General features: G+C 53.4%; 16 protein-coding genes and 1 pseudogene. 3 read left to right on the top strand and 14 right to left on the bottom strand.

Going from position 1 to position 17,568, the window contains the following annotated elements:
- Positions 1-6 precede the first annotated feature (6 nt).
- From QMK54_RS10595 to QMK54_RS10565, 7 genes are all read right to left on the bottom strand, one after another.
- Positions 7-975, bottom strand: a complete 969-nt coding sequence (locus tag QMK54_RS10595; RefSeq protein ID WP_223508389.1) for an ABC transporter permease — start codon at positions 973-975, stop codon at positions 7-9.
- On the bottom strand, positions 972-2,543 hold the full coding sequence (locus tag QMK54_RS10590; RefSeq protein ID WP_223508388.1) for a sugar ABC transporter ATP-binding protein: 1,572 nt from the start codon (positions 2,541-2,543) through the stop codon (positions 972-974). The genes QMK54_RS10595 and QMK54_RS10590 overlap by 4 nt, the downstream gene beginning before the upstream one ends.
- Positions 2,544-2,599: 56 nt before the next feature.
- Positions 2,600-3,760 carry an ABC transporter substrate-binding protein gene (locus QMK54_RS10585; protein ID WP_223508387.1) on the bottom strand — a complete coding sequence of 387 codons (1,161 nt, stop codon included), beginning with the start codon at positions 3,758-3,760 and terminating at the stop codon, positions 2,600-2,602.
- A 206-nt stretch (positions 3,761-3,966) separates the two neighbouring features.
- Positions 3,967-5,088 (bottom strand): LLM class flavin-dependent oxidoreductase, encoded by a 1,122-nt coding sequence (locus QMK54_RS10580; protein ID WP_007988518.1) that lies wholly within the window; start codon positions 5,086-5,088, stop codon positions 3,967-3,969.
- Positions 5,089-5,134: 46 nt separating this feature from the next.
- Positions 5,135-5,551 carry a carboxymuconolactone decarboxylase family protein gene (locus QMK54_RS10575; RefSeq protein WP_223508386.1) on the bottom strand — a complete coding sequence of 139 codons (417 nt, stop codon included), beginning with the start codon at positions 5,549-5,551 and terminating at the stop codon, positions 5,135-5,137.
- 96 nt (positions 5,552-5,647) lie between these two features.
- The gene (gene ribB / locus QMK54_RS10570) at positions 5,648-6,295 is read right to left on the bottom strand and encodes a 3,4-dihydroxy-2-butanone-4-phosphate synthase (RefSeq protein ID WP_223508385.1); all 648 of its coding nucleotides are present in this window, start codon (positions 6,293-6,295) and stop codon (positions 5,648-5,650) included.
- Positions 6,296-6,362: 67 nt separating this feature from the next.
- Entirely contained in the window at positions 6,363-6,866 is a 504-nt protein-coding gene (locus QMK54_RS10565; protein WP_223508384.1) for a flavin reductase family protein, read from the bottom strand.
- A 148-nt stretch (positions 6,867-7,014) separates the two neighbouring features.
- On the opposite strand from QMK54_RS10565, the gene QMK54_RS10560 reads away from it, so the two are divergent.
- Entirely contained in the window at positions 7,015-7,641 is a 627-nt protein-coding gene (locus tag QMK54_RS10560; RefSeq protein WP_223508383.1) for a glutathione S-transferase family protein, read from the top strand.
- A 16-nt stretch (positions 7,642-7,657) separates the two neighbouring features.
- The gene (locus tag QMK54_RS10555) at positions 7,658-8,419 is read left to right on the top strand and encodes an SDR family oxidoreductase (protein ID WP_154863215.1); all 762 of its coding nucleotides are present in this window, start codon (positions 7,658-7,660) and stop codon (positions 8,417-8,419) included.
- A gap of 113 nt (positions 8,420-8,532) precedes the next feature.
- Here the strand turns inward: QMK54_RS10555 and QMK54_RS10550 are convergent, their stop codons facing one another.
- The 7 genes and pseudogenes from QMK54_RS10550 to QMK54_RS10520 form a co-directional block, all read right to left on the bottom strand.
- A complete protein-coding gene (locus QMK54_RS10550; RefSeq protein ID WP_223508382.1) occupies positions 8,533-9,774 on the bottom strand; it encodes an alpha/beta fold hydrolase in 1,242 nt (413 codons plus the stop codon).
- A 208-nt stretch (positions 9,775-9,982) separates the two neighbouring features.
- Positions 9,983-10,720, bottom strand: a complete 738-nt coding sequence (locus QMK54_RS10545; protein ID WP_223508381.1) for a GntR family transcriptional regulator — start codon at positions 10,718-10,720, stop codon at positions 9,983-9,985.
- 390 nt (positions 10,721-11,110) lie between these two features.
- Positions 11,111-12,847: a gamma-glutamyltransferase gene (ggt, locus tag QMK54_RS10540; RefSeq protein ID WP_223508380.1), complete on the bottom strand. Its 1,737-nt coding sequence runs from the start codon at positions 12,845-12,847 to the stop codon at positions 11,111-11,113.
- Between the two features lie 184 nt (positions 12,848-13,031).
- Entirely contained in the window at positions 13,032-14,291 is a 1,260-nt protein-coding gene (locus QMK54_RS10535; protein ID WP_223508379.1) for a cation:dicarboxylate symporter family transporter, read from the bottom strand.
- 110 nt (positions 14,292-14,401) lie between these two features.
- Entirely contained in the window at positions 14,402-14,827 is a 426-nt protein-coding gene (locus QMK54_RS10530) for a VOC family protein (protein WP_223508378.1), read from the bottom strand.
- A gap of 227 nt (positions 14,828-15,054) precedes the next feature.
- The gene (locus QMK54_RS10525; protein ID WP_320402471.1) at positions 15,055-15,981 is read right to left on the bottom strand and encodes a LysR family transcriptional regulator; all 927 of its coding nucleotides are present in this window, start codon (positions 15,979-15,981) and stop codon (positions 15,055-15,057) included.
- Between the two features lie 185 nt (positions 15,982-16,166).
- Positions 16,167-16,286: pseudogene (locus QMK54_RS10520) on the bottom strand (OprD family outer membrane porin); the annotation flags it as partial.
- 988 nt (positions 16,287-17,274) lie between these two features.
- Here QMK54_RS10520 and QMK54_RS10515 point away from each other — a divergent pair.
- Positions 17,275-17,484: a hypothetical protein gene (locus QMK54_RS10515; RefSeq protein ID WP_320402470.1), complete on the top strand. Its 210-nt coding sequence runs from the start codon at positions 17,275-17,277 to the stop codon at positions 17,482-17,484.
- The last annotated feature ends 84 nt before the right edge of the window (positions 17,485-17,568 follow it).

Below are 17,568 nucleotides of genomic sequence, written 5' to 3'. Positions count from 1 at the left end.
AGACTCCTATCGGGCTGGCACCCGGCTGACCGCCAGTACATTTACCAAGAGGGAAATAATCAGAATCAGCCCGAATGCGAGCTTGGTCGCTGACCCCGAAATAGTCCCAAAGTTGAATGTCGCCAGTAGGTTGGCAATCAGGAACATATTCAAAGCGCCAAGGATCGACCCTATTGCCCCACCACGTCCTCCCGCCAAACTTGCGCCCCCGAGAACCAAAGCCGTCACCGCCTGAAGCGTGTAGGTGCTGCCCTGGGTCGGATCTCCAGAAGAAATTAATGCGGTGTAACTCACTGCCGCCAACCCTACAAAAACTCCACTCAAGATATGAGCACCAATACGTACGGTCTCAATCTTGACTCCCGCGGTATAGGCCATTCTTTCATCGGCCCCAGTCAAGCGCAGATGGGTGTGAAAGGCCGATCTCCAAAAAAGGAACCATAGGGCAATAGCCCCTAACAGCACAAAACTGACCGGGGACAGAAGACTGATACCGGCTCCCCAGCTCATCATCCAATCAGGCGCCAAACCGCCAGCCCGTTGCATGATCAGTAGATTGACGCCTGTTAATATGAGGTAGCTGGACAACGTAACGATGATCGGTGCGACGCGGACATGGATAATGATTAAGGCTTGTCCTATTTGCCACAAGACCCCTACCAACATGGCCCAGCCAAAAATTGCAATTGGATGAGTGACTCCGTTCTTTGTGAGCCAGGCTATCAACGTAACGTTGATGAATCCCATTAACGGGCCCACTGACAGGTCTACGGTTCCTCGCCCTGCCATCACTGTTGGAGTAAGCGCCAGGGTGCAAAGGATCAGAGGGGTCGCCACCAGTACCGCACCCGCCAGACCACTGAACGAAAATAAGTTGGGCGTGCGCAACAACGCCAGCACCGCCAAGGCAAAAAACAGTGCGCAAGGCACCGCAAGGTAGCGATACTGCGCCAGCAATCGTTGTGAATGACTCATGCGCTTACGCCCTCCCGACGGTCAGATAGCTGATGCTCGCAGGATTCCTGCCCAAACATCGCTGCCAACATTTCATCCTCATTAATAGAGTTGCCACTCAGGGATCGGAAGACCGTGTTTTTTACAAACACTTCAACCCGGTCTACGAACCCCAGGAACTCCTCCATTTCAGAAGACATGTAAATGACCGCGCCACCTGCATCGGCGAAGCGTCGTAACTCTGCGTAGAGGTCACGTTTCGTACCCAAATCGACGCCGCGGGCGGGATCGTTCAAAACGATCACCCTCGGGTTGCGCGCAAACGCACGACCAATCAACACTTTCTGTTGATTGCCCCCTGACAGCGACGTGATTTTATTCGACGCCAGGCCGATCTTGATGTGCAGACGACTCACCTCGGCCTGGTAGATCTCGTTGATACCAGACCGTCGAATGACTCCAAGCGGGCCAAGGCAACTGCGGTATATTCCGATAGACAAGTTTTCGAAGATGCTTTGATCGGGAAAAATTCCTTCGCGTTTTCGATCGCCCGATACATAGGCGACACCCAACCGCTCGGCGTCCGCGAGGCTAGACAGTCGGGAGGTACCGTCCTCAGCGTGAACCTCAAGCACACCGCTGTTAGCCACCTCGATTCCGGCGACTACACGCAAGAATGCATCTTGCCCCTGCCCATCCAAACCGGTCACACCGATAATCTGTCCTTGCAGGAGTGAAAAGTTGAACGGTTCGGCACCCGCTGATAACTGCAGATCATTGACCGCCATGATTTGCGGACCCTCGATCCTCCGCGCGGTACCCGCCACGTGGCACGCCGAAATCACCTTGCGCTCGTGCGGCGTCATCATCGCCAGCAGATTCTCTTCAGTGATTTGTGACTTTTCAAGAACGCCGATGCTTTCGCCGTCACGCAAAATAGTTGCACGATCAGCAATGCGTACAAGTTCAGCTATTCGATGCGTCACGATCAAAATTGTGGCGCCGTCAGACCGCAAACGGTCTATTTCCGTGTGCAATCGCGAAGTTGCATCAAGATCCAGCGCTGCGGAAGATTCATCAAGAATCAGAACCTTGGGACAACGCAAAATCGCGCGGGCAATAACAATCCACTGCTTCACACTGAGAGGCAACGTGCCAACCAGTGCATTTATGTCCACGGGTTGACCGACTAGACGCGCCATCAATTCAGCCGCTGCGCTCTCACGTTCTGCGCGAGTAGAGACTGTTCGAAACAGCTTGTCGTGACCGACATAAAGATTGTCAAGAACGCTTGCCTCTTGAGCGACGAGAACCTCCTGAAAAATCGTCGCCAGGCCCGCGTCACGTGCCTCAATCGGTGAACGAGGGCTTCGACCCAGGATGGTGACCTGCCCCAGGTCCGGCAAAAGTACGCCGGACATGATTTTTGCCAGCGTGCTTTTTCCTGATCCATTCTCACCCACTATTGCATGTACCTCACCGGCACGAGCCTCCAGATCCACTCCTTTGAGTGCTCGTGTTTCTCCGAAGGACTTGGCAACGCCTTTTAGGCGCACAGTGGTAATACCGACAATCTGTTCAGAACTCATAGCAGGTCCCTTCTTCCAGGCTGGCTAGTTGAGCGTTAAGCGAATTGGCTTTTGAATTAAGGCTTGGGACGCCAAGTGAGCGGATCTTCAGGGCGCAGGAAGTAACCTGCTGCCACTTCCTTTGGCCACCAACCATCATTCGCCGGCTCTAACCATGCCGTAGAGTTGGGATCACAGTTTTGCCCAAGGGCGGCGTTCACTTCATCAATGCTGTAAGTGATAACCGGGCGCGGAATAGATTGAACCTTGGGACCCTGCCCCTCCAAGGTGCGCATCATTACGTCCCAGACCATGCGAGCTTCGGCGCGAGGGGGCCAGAAATGAAAGCTTTGATCAATGAATCCCGGATTGTTGCGCCAGAAACAGGCCGCTGATGCCTCGCCACCCAGCACGACAGGCATCAGGTCGCGACCCGACTGCCGCACAGCATTCAACACACCATTTTCCGAGGCTGACTGCACGATAATGCCATCCACCTTGCCCGGGTTTGTGGCCAGGAATTTTTGCACCTCGACCTGAGCCACCTGATCGGTCCAATTACCCGGGACATTGCCTACAAGTTTAATCTCGGGGAATTCAGCCAATACGCCCTTCGCGCCTGCATCAAAGCTGTCTGAGGATGCAAAACCCGGAATGCCCGACACCAACAGTACATTACCTTTACCACCGATCTTCTCGGCCAACCATTTACCCGCAGCGTAACCGCCTTGGGTGTTATTTTCGGTAACGTTGATGGCATACGGCGATGTGACGTAACCCGAAAAAGAAAACACCGGGACGCCTTTCGAATGGGCATATTCGATCGTCTGATTGATGGCCGTAACATTTGAGCAGCAGATGATGATTGCATCAACACCGCTATCAACCATTTGCCGCATTTGTTGGATTTGGACTGCGTCTTTCAAGTCGGACTGAGTGACGACCAATTCCGATATAAGCCCTGCTTTTTGATAGGCAGGCAGAATAACATCGGTCATCTCATCCTGAATGGAGGCTCGCCAAGTGTTACCCGCATAGGTAGAGGCATAGCCGATCTTCCAAGGTGGCTGTTTTTTCGCAACAAAATCGCGAAATGCGCTGGGCCCCAAAGGCAGCTGGGGATCAACTCGTTGATAAAGGGCCTGTTGATCTGCGGGTAGTTCATCGACCCCCTTCGCACTAACAGCACTCGCCAGCAAAAAAATTACGGGAATTGCCGCATAAGCAAATCGCTTCATTTCATTGTCCGCCTAATATTATTGTATTTATTATTGACGCCTGACTTTAATATAATCAGCAAACTACTGCATCATTCCCTTTTATTGAAAAGGACTCGAATGCGCGCGAGCAAATGTGAGCCACAATTACCACACCTACAACGCTAATATTTTTGACGTGTTATTCATAAAGGGTGTTTGCGATCTGCAAACACCCTTCGATAACTTTACTGTCGCAGACCCGCCTGCTTAAGCAAAGGCATGACCCGCTCATTAAAGAAAGGAAGCTCTTCATTATAATCGACCATCGTCAACAGCGTTCCGTCGACACCCGTCTTCTTCAGATCGATCAACCCTTGAGCGACTTGCTCAGGCGAACCTACAATTGGGAAGCCCCCCCAACCCGCGATAAAACGTTCCTTGAACTTCTGATACATTTCCGGAGAGTGATTTTGCGACTGTACTTGCAAGACCTCAGCGAGGTTATCGCACGCCACTGTGTCGCCCTTCTCTTTCACGTAATAATCATAATATTCACGTGCTTCCTTTTCTGTTTCGCGAACGATGACCGGGCACGAGGTAAACGTTCCCAACTCTCGGCCAAACTTTGAGCGAGCCAGTTCTTTAACATGCTTGACCCAGGCAGCGCCCTTTTCCATGTCTTGCATGAAACCAAAGTTAAAGTCACAGTGTTTCGCTGTAAAATCCAGTCCCTTGCCAGACGAGCCCGCGCAAATCATTACCGGGCGACCGGCCTTGTTATAAGGCTTCGGTTCCATCACGGCGTCTTTGGTCTTATGGAAGTCGCCATTGTAGTCGACACCATTGCGTTCCCAGAGAGCCGCCACGATATCCATCCACTCGTCAGCGTATTCATAACGCTGATCGTGCTCCATCATTTCACGGCCAAACATTTCCATTTCCGGCGTAAACCACCCGGTGACCAGGTTGAGGCCGAAACGCCCCTTGGAAATATGGTCAATCGTGGTCGCCATTTTTGCGGCAACGATCGGGTGAATGGTCGGTACGTGAGTGGTGGAGAAAAATTGTAGTTTGGTGGTCACTGCGGCCATGGCGGCTGCCCACGTGAATGTTTCCATGTTGCTGCCGTTGAAGTTTGTCTCGCCGCCAAATCCACGCCAGCGAGCGATGGGCACCATACACTCCCAGCCTGCCGCCTCAAGCTGCTTGGCGATTTTGACGTTGTGTTCAAATGTGGGCTCAAACGTTGACTCGGCAGTCGTAATAGCACAGGCATTTGAACAGTTGGTTCCGAAAACGCCCAATTTAAGCGCGTTATCGTTGAACATCGGGTTACCCGTTTCGTGAAAACGTTCCTGCATGTCCATTTTGCATTCCTCTTTTTATTTTTTTAAACGTTGAAGTGCCGTTGGATTAAACGCCCATATCGTCGAAAACTTCCTGTGCCAATCGGAAGCCATCAATAGAAGCTGGCACACCACAGTAAATAGCCACTTGAAGGAGCACCTCGCGGATTTCTTCTTTGCTCAAACCGTTATTAATAGCGCCGCGCACATGCAACTTCAATTCATGCGGACGATTCAGTGCGGAAATCATCCCCAGGTTCAAGAATGAACGCGTGCGACGATCCAGCCCCGGACGATTCCAGATAGCATCCCAGCAGTATTCAGTTACCAGTTCCTGAACCGGCCAGTTAAAATCGGTCGCCTTTGCGATAGAGCTATCGACATAGGCCTCACCCAAAACTTCACGACGGGTTCTAAGGCCTTCGTGGAATCGCTCGGAAAGTTGGCTTCCGTCGGGTGAAGTGATCTTGGCTTGACTGTTCATTCTATCTTCCTCGAGGTGAGTTATAACCTTCGTAACCCTACGGCCACGTAAGTAGCCATCGTGCTAGAGGTTTTACGGTTTAAAAATCATGTAGGTTTATGCAACCAGACTAGGTCTTACATATTGAAACTGAAGAGATTTCCTGCCTTTCCATGCAATCAGGTCGGCAATCGAAATAATGATGAGTCCGTTATCACGCGCGAAGATTTCCAGGTCCGCACGACGCGCCATGCTGCCGTCGTCCTTCAGGATCTCGCAGATGATGCCCACCGGCGAAAGACCTGCCAGTTCAGCCAGATCTACAGCAGCCTCGGTGTGGCCGGCCCGCTCCTCAACGCCGCCTTCGCGAGCAATGAGCGGGAAAATATGCCCAGGCCGGGCAAGCGACTCAGCCTTGGTTTCTGGTGCGGCGAGTGCTCGGAGTGTCAACGCGCGTTCGGCAGCCGAAACGCCGGTGGTAATCCCCGCGATGAGATCAACCGACACGGTAAATGCCGTTTTCATGGAGTCGGTATTTCGTTCCACCATCAAAGGCAATTCGAGGCGGCGTGCGACAGGCTCTGGCATAGGCGCACACACAATGCCTCGGCACCGAATCACCATGAATGTCAGCGCTTCTGTCGTCGCGAACTCTGCAGCCATGACGACATCACCTTCATTCTCACGCCCCTCATCATCGACTACGATGACCATCCCGCCCGAGGCAATCACTTTTAACGCGTTTTCAATCGTTGCAAAGACCATAACAACCTCTACTGAACGCTAACGGCATGCCGCTCAAGAGATGACACCAAAGCGCCAGACAACAGCATCATTTGATGGCCGCGGATCTTGCGAAGCCGCCGTTTTCGTAAAGCAGCGGGGAGATATCCAGGCGCGTATCGACCCACAGCACTCTGCCAAAAATCACGTCGTGCGAGCCGATGGTTGTGACCGAACTGACCTCGCACACCAGCGATGCTTGGGCACCCACCAGCACAGGTACACCGTGCTCTTCGATCCATTGACCGTGCTCGAAACGCTCCTCGCCCTTGAGCTGGCCGCTGAAAATCGGAACGAGATCGACGTGGGAGTGATGGAGCATATTGACCGCGAACCGTCCGCTCTCCTCCAACGCGGCGCTGATGGACGCCGAGCGGTTAACACAGACCAGAATGGTTGCAGGATCAGTCGTCACTGATTGCACAGCGGTGGCAGCCATTCCGAAAGGCTGCCCGAGATGGCGGGTGGTGATCAGCGAAATCGTCGAGGTCAATCGACGCATCGCTTGCTTGAAGTCGTTAACCAGTTCTATTTCTTGTTCTTGTTTTTTCATGTCTGCCTCGTCCAAGGAGTCGCATGGGTCAGGTGAAACCAAACGTACAGATCGTCAGACAATCTGTCAAAACTATTTTGGCTGATTGACAGATTGTCTGACGATACCTATAAAGAATCTCGAATTTCATTCCACAAAGGACACAGACATGCCACGCACGCTGTTTGGCCACATGAAATCCAGCAATGTCATGAAAGTCGTCTGGCTTATGGACGAGCTGGGCCTTGACTACGAGCGGGTCGATATCGGGAACGTCTTCGGCGGGCTCGAAGAAGACGACTATCGGAGCAAAAACCCGACCAGCCTCGTTCCTACACTGGTCGATGGTGATTTCACGCTCTGGGAAAGCAATGCTGTGCTGCGCTATTTGTGCAATGCCTATGCCCCAGACAGCTCGCTCTACCCCGCCGACCCGAAAAGACGCGGAGTGGTCGACCAATGGCTGGACTGCCAGCAAACTCAGTTAACCCGACCGCAAACAGTGGTGTTTTTTCAGTTGATTCGCACACCACTGGAGAAGCGCGACACACAAGCGCTGGAAACAGCCATTCGCGAAGCCGGTAGAGTGTGGAACTGGATAGAAGCCCGACTCGGCGCGCACGATTACATCTGTGGCAGCGAGATGACCATCGCTGATATTGCCTGGGCCGTGCATGGGCACCGCTGGCTGAACATGGACTTTGCGCGGGCTGACCTGCCCAACGTGAAGGCATGGTATGCGCGAATGCTGACGCACAATTCCTTCCGCCAGAAATGGGCCGGACCGGTGACTTGATCAGGGGATGACGACAATGGAATTAGAAAACAAGGTATGCATCGTGACTGGCGCAGCCAGTGGCATTGGCAAAGCCATCGCGACAATATTTGCGAAGAATGGCGCTTCGGTCATCGTGGCCGATGTGAACGTCGAGGCCGCACAGGCGACCGCGGATGAGATTGGAGCCACCGCTATTGGCTGCAATGTGGCGATCAATGCAGAGGTACAAGCGTTAGTCGAAACGACGGTTGCCCGCTTCGGCCGTATCGATGTGCTGGTCAACAACGCCGGCTTCGGTCTAACCGGGAACGTTGTAACCATTGAAGAGCAGGATTGGGACCGACTGATGTCGGTCAACCTCAAGGGCATGTTCCTGTGCGCCAAGCATGTCATACCGGTCATGGCCCGGCAGAAGTCCGGCTCGATCATCAATACCACGTCATACACGGCCACCAGCGCCATTGCTAACCGCACGGCCTATGTTGCCTCCAAAGGCGGCGTTTCAGCGCTGACGCGAGCGATGGCGCTGGATCATGCAGCGGATGGCATACGCGTGAACGCCGTAGCGCCCGGCACCATCGACAGCCCTTATTTCGACCGGATCTTCGCTCAATCTGAAACACCGCAAGCGTTGCGGGCCGCTTTGGAGGCTCGGGCGGTGATGAATCGAATGGGCAAACCCGAGGAGATTGCAGAAGCCTTCCTGTTCCTCGCTTCTGACCGCTCTCGCTTTGCCACCGGAAGTATCCTGACCGTGGACGGCGGTTCTTCAATTGGCAACCACTTGGTCGACTGACCCTGTACCTGTGACCTTTGGCCCGGTGAGTAACCGGGCTTTTTTTCGTCTGCCGAGCCCTCAATAGAAAGCTGACCCGCCCGAGGGCTTAAGGTCAGCTTTCCTGCCGATATTCAGGCCCCCTTCAACTCCGTCTTGCTTACGACATGCTCGAGCCCCTGCATCAGGTACGGTCGGAAGTTATCCGGGTGCTCCGTCATGGGAAAGTGCCCCAACCCCTCCATAACCAGGTGCAAGGCCCCGGGAATCAGATGGGCCAGTCTGGCGCCATCCGCAGGGGTTGCGGAATAATCGTAATTACCTGAGAGCAGCGCGACTGGTGTGCGCGCGGCATCGATCCGCGGCGCGGTTTCGGCACCATCGAACTCATCACTGTAAAATGCCAGATCGCCTGGGTAGATACCCGGTCCTCCCTGCGAATAAATCCAACTGGCGCGACGGCGATCCTCAATGGGACTGGTCGGACTCATCAGGCCTCGAACATAAGCGCCGTTGTGCAGCCCCCCATGTACTTGCACATGGTTCTGATAGGGATTTCGGCGGCCGCGGGACTGAAAAGGAGGCTCCAGCGCTACAACACCGATCAGGTGTTCAGGGTGCTCCGCTGCCAGCACCAAGGACATTGCGGCACCCATCGATCCACCGACGACGATGGCAGGGGCGCCTATCACCTGCTCAATAAACGCCGTACACCATTGCTGGTAGCATTCGCTTGTCAGCAAATAAGGGGCACCGTCCCAGTCGCGGGGAGGCATCGATTTACCATGAAATGGAAGGTCGATCGCATACATGCGAAATTGCCGAGCCATTTCGATATCGGCCATTTGTCCAAAATACTGGCGGCCGTCTGCACCGGCAGTGTGGAGGAACAAGATGGGCACGCCCTCCCCGGCTACTTCGTAGTAAATTTCATATTTCTGCCCCAGTACGCTGACAGCAGCATACTGCCCTTGAATTTGCGAAATTGATCGCTGCACGGACAATGCCGGAGCCGCAGGAGTCAGGGTAATCAGTTCGAATAAGCGTTCAAGAAACGGCCGCGCCTGGGCGATCAGTTGTGCATCGCCGCTCACTTCAAATGCAGGATTGGCAATCTGTAAAGCGGTGAAACTATGGTAGGTCGCGACAGGCGGTACGCACAGCACATGCTCCCATTGCTCTTCGGCGGCCTCGATACGGATGGCTGGCTGGCCGGAAAAGCCTTTGAACAGATAACCATCGACAACACTGAGCCCAGTGCTTTGCGATCCGACGCTGAACTCAACGGTTATTGAGAGGCCCGGGGCGAGCCGGCGCAGTTCGAGGTCGGGGTAGGCGTTAACCAGCCTCTCTTTCAAACTGATGAATGCAGTCATTATTTTTCTCCTGCGTCACTCTTGCAGTGACGAGTCATCACGTCAGTGTCTTACAGCCCAAATGGGGCCGTACCGATTTCTACCGGTCACGCGTTCTTCCGTTACCTGTCCCGAAAGCGGCACACGGAGCACCGGATTACGGGCAATCGGGCAGCAGAAAAACGACGCAACCACGCCGTGATGAATATCCAGATTTGCAGACAATCTGTCAATCAGACATAGCAGTGTCTTCCTGCTCGACGCTTTCCAAGTAATTGATGGCCACCCTGGCTGACAACTCGATGTGTGCTCGGCAAGCTTCTGCCGCCTTGGCACCATCCCTCGACTTGATCGCTGTCACGATCTCTTTGATTTCCTTGACTGAGTGCTGGAGACGACCGGGCTGGGTCATGGAGGTGGCGCGCAACAATGTGATCCGGTTGTGTAACGTGGTCAGCATCTGGACGATGAAAATATTATTGCTGCCTTCCATCAAGCAGACGTAAAACTGGGTCTTGGCTTCAATCAACGCATCACGCGCAGCCCTCAAACTATCGAGGTCCCGGTCAGGGTATTGCCAATATTGCTGAGCCCGAAACTCGAATACCGCAGCAGCTTCCTCAAGGCGACGGATCTGCGCATCCGTACCCACCAAGGCGAATTCCTGTCCGGAGAAGCTTTCCAGAAGTCCGCGTACCGCATACAGCTGGCGCGTTTCCTCCAAGGAGATTTTATTCACAGAAGGCCCCTTGTGGGGGTTGCAGGTAATCAGACCTTCCGCCTCAAGCTGTCGTAGCGCTTCTCGAATGGATGTGCGGCCGACTCCAGTCATCTCGCAAAGCTCACGCTCGACCAGTCGCTGGCCGGGCCGAAGCACACCTGAGGAGATTGCTTCTCGTATCTTGTCTTCTACTAACAAGCGCAGCGTCGCGCCGCGCTTGGGGATTTGGAGGCTTGATTCACTCATCTACGCACTCTCCCTCATATGGTCTTAATTAGGCTATTCACAAAAATGACAATTCAAACTCGGTTTGACGCAACTATCGGGGGACGTTGGTGCGCTGCTCAGAATCATACATTTCGCCGAACAGATTGTCTGATTGTATGTGAAGAATCCAGTGCGCTGCCACAAAGTCGAATTTCGAGCACTGCTGCAGGCATCGCGCGTGACAGAAAGAAGGGAGTATCAGGGGGCGGACGACTTGAGTGACGGGGGATATGGCGGAACACATAAATGAGGGAGCCAGGTGAGAAAAAGCACCCAAGCGTTATAGCGGTGAAATGAGGAAGCCTGCACAGCAAAGGTGCAGGCTAGGAGCCGGCGATGCGACAGCGGGCTGCCGCATGCTTCAAACGATTACTTCGCCAGCAACGTCACGCCCCTCCCCCTCGGGTCTGCAACGGGCGCAGGGACTCGACCCTCGACCTTGATCGCCTGGACATCACCGTTAAAACCCTGATCAGCCAGGTTATAGCCCTTAGCTTCAAGGTCGGTTGCTAACTGCCCAGAGATAGGAGCATAAGGCTCCCAGAAAATGGTGTTCGCCGGCAGCAACTGGTGATGGAAGCGCATCGTTGCAACTGCATCCTTCAATGGAAGCTGGAAGTCATAGGTGTTGCTGACCACCTGAAAGATCGAGGTGAAAATCCGCGAGCCGCCTGGTGTGCCAATGACCAGAGCAACTTTTCCGTCCTTCAGGAAAATTGTCGGTGTCATCGAAGACAACGGACGCTTTCCAGGTTCAATCGCGTTGGTGTCATTGCCCACAACTCCCATCTGATTCGGCACACCCGCAAGGGCGGAGAAGTCATCCATTTCGTCGTTGAGCAAAATGCCGGTCTTGCTGGCGACCACACCAGAGCCGAAGAATCCGTTGAGCGTATAAGTGTTAGAGACCGCATTCCCCCATTTGTCTACGATTGAAAAGTGAGTGGTTTGCGGCTTTTCCGGGGAGGCGATGTTCAGACCTGCGACTACTTTACCAGTGTCCGAGGGCACTGAAACATTGACCTGCTCTGCACGGCTGGCCAAATACTTTTCATCCAGCAACTGCTCCACCGGCACTTTGTAGAAATCAGGATCACCCAAGTATTGAGCGCGATCCGCAAACACACGCTTCTCGATTTCAGCGACCAGGTGCATGTAGCTGACGGAATTAAGCGGGACGCCCTGGAAATCCTTTTGGCGCGCTTCCTTCATCTTCAAAAGCTGCACCAGAGCAATACCACCAGAGCTGGGAGGCGGCGCCGTGACGATATGAAAGCCATTCCAGTTCGCCTGTATCGGCTCTCGCCAGACCGCCTTATAGCCCTTGAGATCCGCTGCACTGATCAAACCACCATGAGCGCCCATATCACTGACGATCAGTTCGGCGGTCTCGCCGCTGTAAAAGCCATCCGGCCCTTGTGCGGCGATTCGCTTCAGCACCGCCTCCAACTCAGGTTGCTTGAATGTTGACCCCGCGTGCAATTTACCGAAGTACTCGGCGAAATTGGTTTTCCCGGAGAATCGCTTTTCATTTTCGGTCGCTGCCAGATTGGCTAACGTGTCATCGACGGCAAAACCCTCATGCGCATAGTGAATCGCTGGCGCGATCAGATCCGCCCACTTGAGTTTGCCAAAACGCTGATGAGCTTCCCACATGCCGGATACCGTGCCAGGCACGCCCACTGCGCGGTGGCCAATGACACTTCCGTCAAGATTATCAGCCGCAATCACTTGGCCTTTGCTGTCGACAAACATGTCTCGCGTCGCCTTGAGCGGCGCACGCTCGCGGTAATCCAGGAAGTACGGTTTGCCCTCGTGATAAACCGTCATGAACCCGCCACCACCGATATTTCCAGCCTCGGGGTAGGTCACCGCCAGCGAAAACGCAATGGCGACTGCCGCATCGATGGCGTTACCGCCTTTGGCGAAGATGGCATTGGCCGTGTCCGCGGCCAAGCGGTCTGGTACAGCCACTGCAGAAGCGTCCAACTGGGAAAGAGGGCTTGCTGACGCCAGCTGAGGAACGCTAGCGGTAAGGAACGACGCACACACCACGCTCAATAAAGCACACCGACGTGCCAAGTCGAGCAAAGAGTTTTTGCACATAAACCACCTGTTTTATATTAATAATTGGCAGCAACGTTTGGCGAATTCGAGTGTGCGATTGAGCTATTACAACCGCACAACTCGGCGCCTGAAGAGCAGCAAAAGCAGACTACTTATTATCTGTACTGCGCGAACAAAAAGAGCCCTCGGCATGGATCACGCCGAAGACTCTCTTAAAGGGAAGTTACGCTTGCTCCCCTACTCGCTCGACACGTGAAGGTTCGAGATTGGCCTTCTCCCACTTGGCGATAACCAAGGGGGCGATTGCATTGCCCAGCACGTTCAACGTTGTCGTCCCGCTGTCGATAATTCTGAAGATACCAGCGATCAATGCGACCCCTTCCAAAGGAAGCCCGGCAGATGCCAAGGTGGCAGACAGAATAATGATGGCAAAGCCAGGCACTCCAGCGGCTCCCTTCGACGTCAATACCATCGTGACCACCAGCAGAATCTGCTGAGTCAGCGACAGGTCGATGCCGTACAACTGAGCGATAAAGATCGTCGCAACGCCGAGAAAGATGGACGCGCCATCCAGGTTGAACGCATATCCCACAGGGACCACAAAGCTGACGATTCGTTGAGGTACGCCATAGTTCTCCAACTTTTTCATCAGTTGCGGCATGACCGCCGCGGACGCCGCACTGGAGAACGCCAGAATCAGCTCGTCCCTAAAGTATTTGATCAACTTGAAGACGTTTTCGCCAATCAGGTAGCAAATGCCGCCAAGGAAAATCAAGGCAAAAGCAATTAGCGCGAGGTAAACCACACCAATCAACTTGAGCAATGGTAACAACGAGGCAAAGCCAAAGGTCGCGACGGTCGCACCGATCATGCCGAATACGCCGATCGGCGCATAAGCCATGACAAACGAGACCACCTTGAACATTGCATCTGACAAACCTTGAACAACAGCAATGACCGGTGCGCTTTTCGCTTTTGGCAGAGTATTCAATGCCATTCCCAGGAGAACGGCAAAAAACAGTACTGACAGCAACTTCCCTTCCGACATCGCCACAATCACGTTATCGGGAACGATGTTCTGCAAAATAATCAGCGCGCCTTTCGAGGGCTCCATGTTAACCGTAGATGTACTGTGCGAGATGCCAGCAATTTCGGTGCCTTGACCAGGCTCGAAGAAATTGGCGAAGCACAGGCCGAGGACAATGGCCAGGCTGGTAATCGCGAAGAAGTAAATCAGCGATTTGGCGCCCATGCGTCCGAACGACTTGTTATCGCCGCCACCGGCAATACCGAGGATCATGCAGCAGAAAACAATGGGAACAACAACCATCTTCATCATTTTGATGAAAATGTCGCCAAGGGGTTTAAGAATTTCGGTACTGACCCAGACCTGATTTTGTGGATGGGTATTGAAGTACCAACCGACAAGCACGCCGAGCGAAAGCCCAGCAACAATTCGCCAAACCAATGGGATACGTTTCATGTCTAGCCTTCTTGTTGGAATGAAAGGACTGCTTGAGGGCAGTAGCTAGATTCATGAGCTTCCAGCTCATTAAGGTTTCCTGGCGCCATATTCGTGCGCCAGGTTATTTATTACTTAGCGAAGAGCTGGCTCATATCTTTGAATGCTTTGAACTCAAGCGCGTTACCACATGGGTCGAACAAGAACATCGTGGCTTGCTCGCCAACTTGCCCTTTGAATCGAATGTAGGGTTCGATAACAAATTTAGTACCGAAGGACTTCAGGCGCTCGGCCAGTGCTTCCCATTGCGCCCATTCCAGAATAATGCCGAAGTGGGGAACCGGTACGTCGTGGCCGTCAACCGGGTTGCTGTGAACGCTTTCTTGAGAAGCGGTCTTAGGATGCTCGTGGATGACCAGTTGGTGACCATAAAAATCAAAATCGACCCATTGAGTGCTGGAACGCCCCTCGGAAAGCCCAAACACTTCGCCGTAAAAAGTACGGGTAGCGGCCAGGTCGTAAACAGGAATTGCCAGGTGGAAAGGAGAAAGACTCATCAGGACTCCGAATGCAGTTTTTATAGGTTTATGAAGTCGGACAGCACGCTTTCTGTCCGACAGCTTCTTTGAAGATGGATTTATGCTAAAGCGGCTCCACCGTAAATAAAATCAATATATATTTTTCATAAACACAAATTATTTTTATCAATTATTCAACGCAAAATACACCGCTCGTTATGGCGTATCGGAGTACTTATGCCCGGTTTAGAAGGCTCCCGATTTTCCTACTGGTCCCAACCTGCCTGAATAGCGCGGGTGATTTCGTCGACGAATACGCGTGTTTTGGTTGGAACGAGTCGCCCCGGCGGCATCAACGCGTAAATCCCGCCACTCTCCGAGCCCTGCCATTGCGGCAGGACAGGCACAAGTTCACCAGTGCGAACCGAGGGCCCCGCTAGCCAATCCGGAGTAAGGATGATGCCGACGCCTTTAGCAGCCGCTTGAAGCAGTGACTCTGAATTGTCCGAAATCAACGGGCCAGTTGGCCGTACCGTCCGGTGCTGACTGCCGTTTTTCAGTACCCAGTCTGGCCAGCTTGAGTGACTACTGAATCCCAGGCAGGCATGTTCAGCCAACGCTTCAGGCGTCTGAGGTTGACCGTGCAAAGAGATATAGCTTGGGGATGCATAAAGCAGGTTGCGAAATGGCGCGATCTGCTTGGCGACGAGCGTGCTATCGCGCAACACCCCTACGCGGATAGCCACGTCAAACCCCTCCGCCACTACGTCGACGTAGCGATCGGCAAAACGTGCATCCACTCGGATTTTTGGATGCTGTGCGAGGAACGCGGGCAGTAATGGCGCCACCCATCTGCGTCCGAAAGTGACGGGGATCGACACCCTGAGCAATCCCTGAGGACTGGTCGCGAAGTTACTCGCCTCTTGGCCAGCGCTGTCCAGTTCATCCAACAGTGCCCGTACACGTTGATAGTAAAGCGTTCCAACTTCAGTCAGAGAGACGCGCCGCGTGGTGCGGGACAACAGTCGAATTCCGAGTCGCTCTTCCAGTTGCCCAATTCTTCGCGAGATGATCGTGGCGTCCCGTCCTATGACCTTGGCCGCATCTGTGAAGCTGAGGGCTTCCACTACCGCCACGAAGGCCGATAGCTCGTCCAGTGTCACGCGACCTAACAACTCCTGCATATTATTCATGACGGTTATTCATTCAGACCTGACTTCCCAACATTGTGCGTCTATTAAAAGTTTCCGGAAATCAGCCGATCGAAGAGGACACTCTCATGAAACGTTGAAAGAGCATTGGCGGCGCCCCATGTTTCGTATTCGTTACCACCCGGCGATTTGCTCGAGACCGTATTCGCTTCTCGCCAAGTCAAAAATCACCAGAGGGGAACTAGGTAGCTCAAGATGATTCGATTCTCATCCAAGTCGTTGCCAAACGTTAACCGAACAGTCGCATTGCTCCATTTCATGCCGACATTCTTGAGCGGACCACGTTGGTGATCAGCATGGAAATGTTGGAGAAAATTTAGCGATGTCTTACTAGTACGGGCGACTCGCCACGATTCTGAGCTAAGCCCTTCAGGTCGCCAACGCCGCACAGGGCGACGCAAAAACTATCTTCGCCTCCCTAGCTGAGGCGGGATGGCCTGAAAATCCTTCCCCCCTGAGCAAGCAAGATGGCATGGTCAGCCTTGGTGCGGCGTGCCGCAGACGGATGCCGGCTTCAGCGCTTTCTTTGCGGGGTTGAAGTCCTGCGAAGCTGTCAGGGCGCGAAGCGCAACCGTGACGCGAATGTGCTGTGGTGCAATTCCAGTCTCTCTATTTGCATGGATTAGAGTTGCCAGGCAGCACGGCGCTCTGATCGCCTATGATCGTCATGAGAAAGACTAGTGACTATTGGGCAGAATGTTCCAGGGACGCTCACTGAACCCAGCCTCCAAAATATGGGCTAGGGGCATGGACTAGCTCACAAAAAAACCTTATAAATCAAGGTATTAATGAGAGTTATTGGCGGAAGCGTAGAGCTTTATACCAATTAGGAAAACACTTCCCCCTCCAACAATAGCGATAACGTGAATCGCAACCTGACGCGCCGCTAATACGTCCACCACCCGGCTAAAACCTCAGTGGGGCAAAAAGTGGGGCAAAAATTATCTTCGCGAAAAAACGATAAGCCATAAAAAATCCAGTCACCGCTAAGTGACTGGATTTCTTAATAAATAAATGGTCGGGACGGAGTGATTCGAACACTCGACCCCTAGCACCCCATGCACGCAGGACCCATGCAAGCCCCTTTGTAATGGCCGTTTTTACTGGCGCTCGCTGCAACCGACTGCCTACAAGAGTTTATAAGTGCGTGAGAAAGTCACGCAAAAGTCACGTACGCCTTTTTGGCGCCCTCCCCGGCGTCCTGCCGACCGAACACCCAACCCCCTCATGCCCAATTTCCCGATGCTACGCTGACCTCATAACCGAGGAATCGCGATGCCAAATTCAGACCTGCTCCCTTCCCTGCTGTTCAAGTTCAATGAAAACCAGCTCGCCCTGGAAGCCGCCATCATGGAGCTTTCAAATTGGGTGGAGCAGCGCGGCGCGGCCGACGTTGCTGATAACGTCCGAGGCGCCCTGGCCACGATTGATCGCAATGAAGAATTCATCAAGTTGACGCTCGCCGTATTAATGACGGTGGACTAACCCAACCCGCTTGGGTGTTTGAGTTACCGCCTAAAAATCGTTGGCACTCTAAAGTGACGGCTATCAGCCGTTCACTCAAGAAGT

Source organism: Pseudomonas sp. P5_109 (assembly GCF_034009455.1).
GTDB lineage: Bacteria > Pseudomonadota > Gammaproteobacteria > Pseudomonadales > Pseudomonadaceae > Aquipseudomonas.
This window is presented reverse-complemented; position numbering and strand designations above follow the sequence as displayed.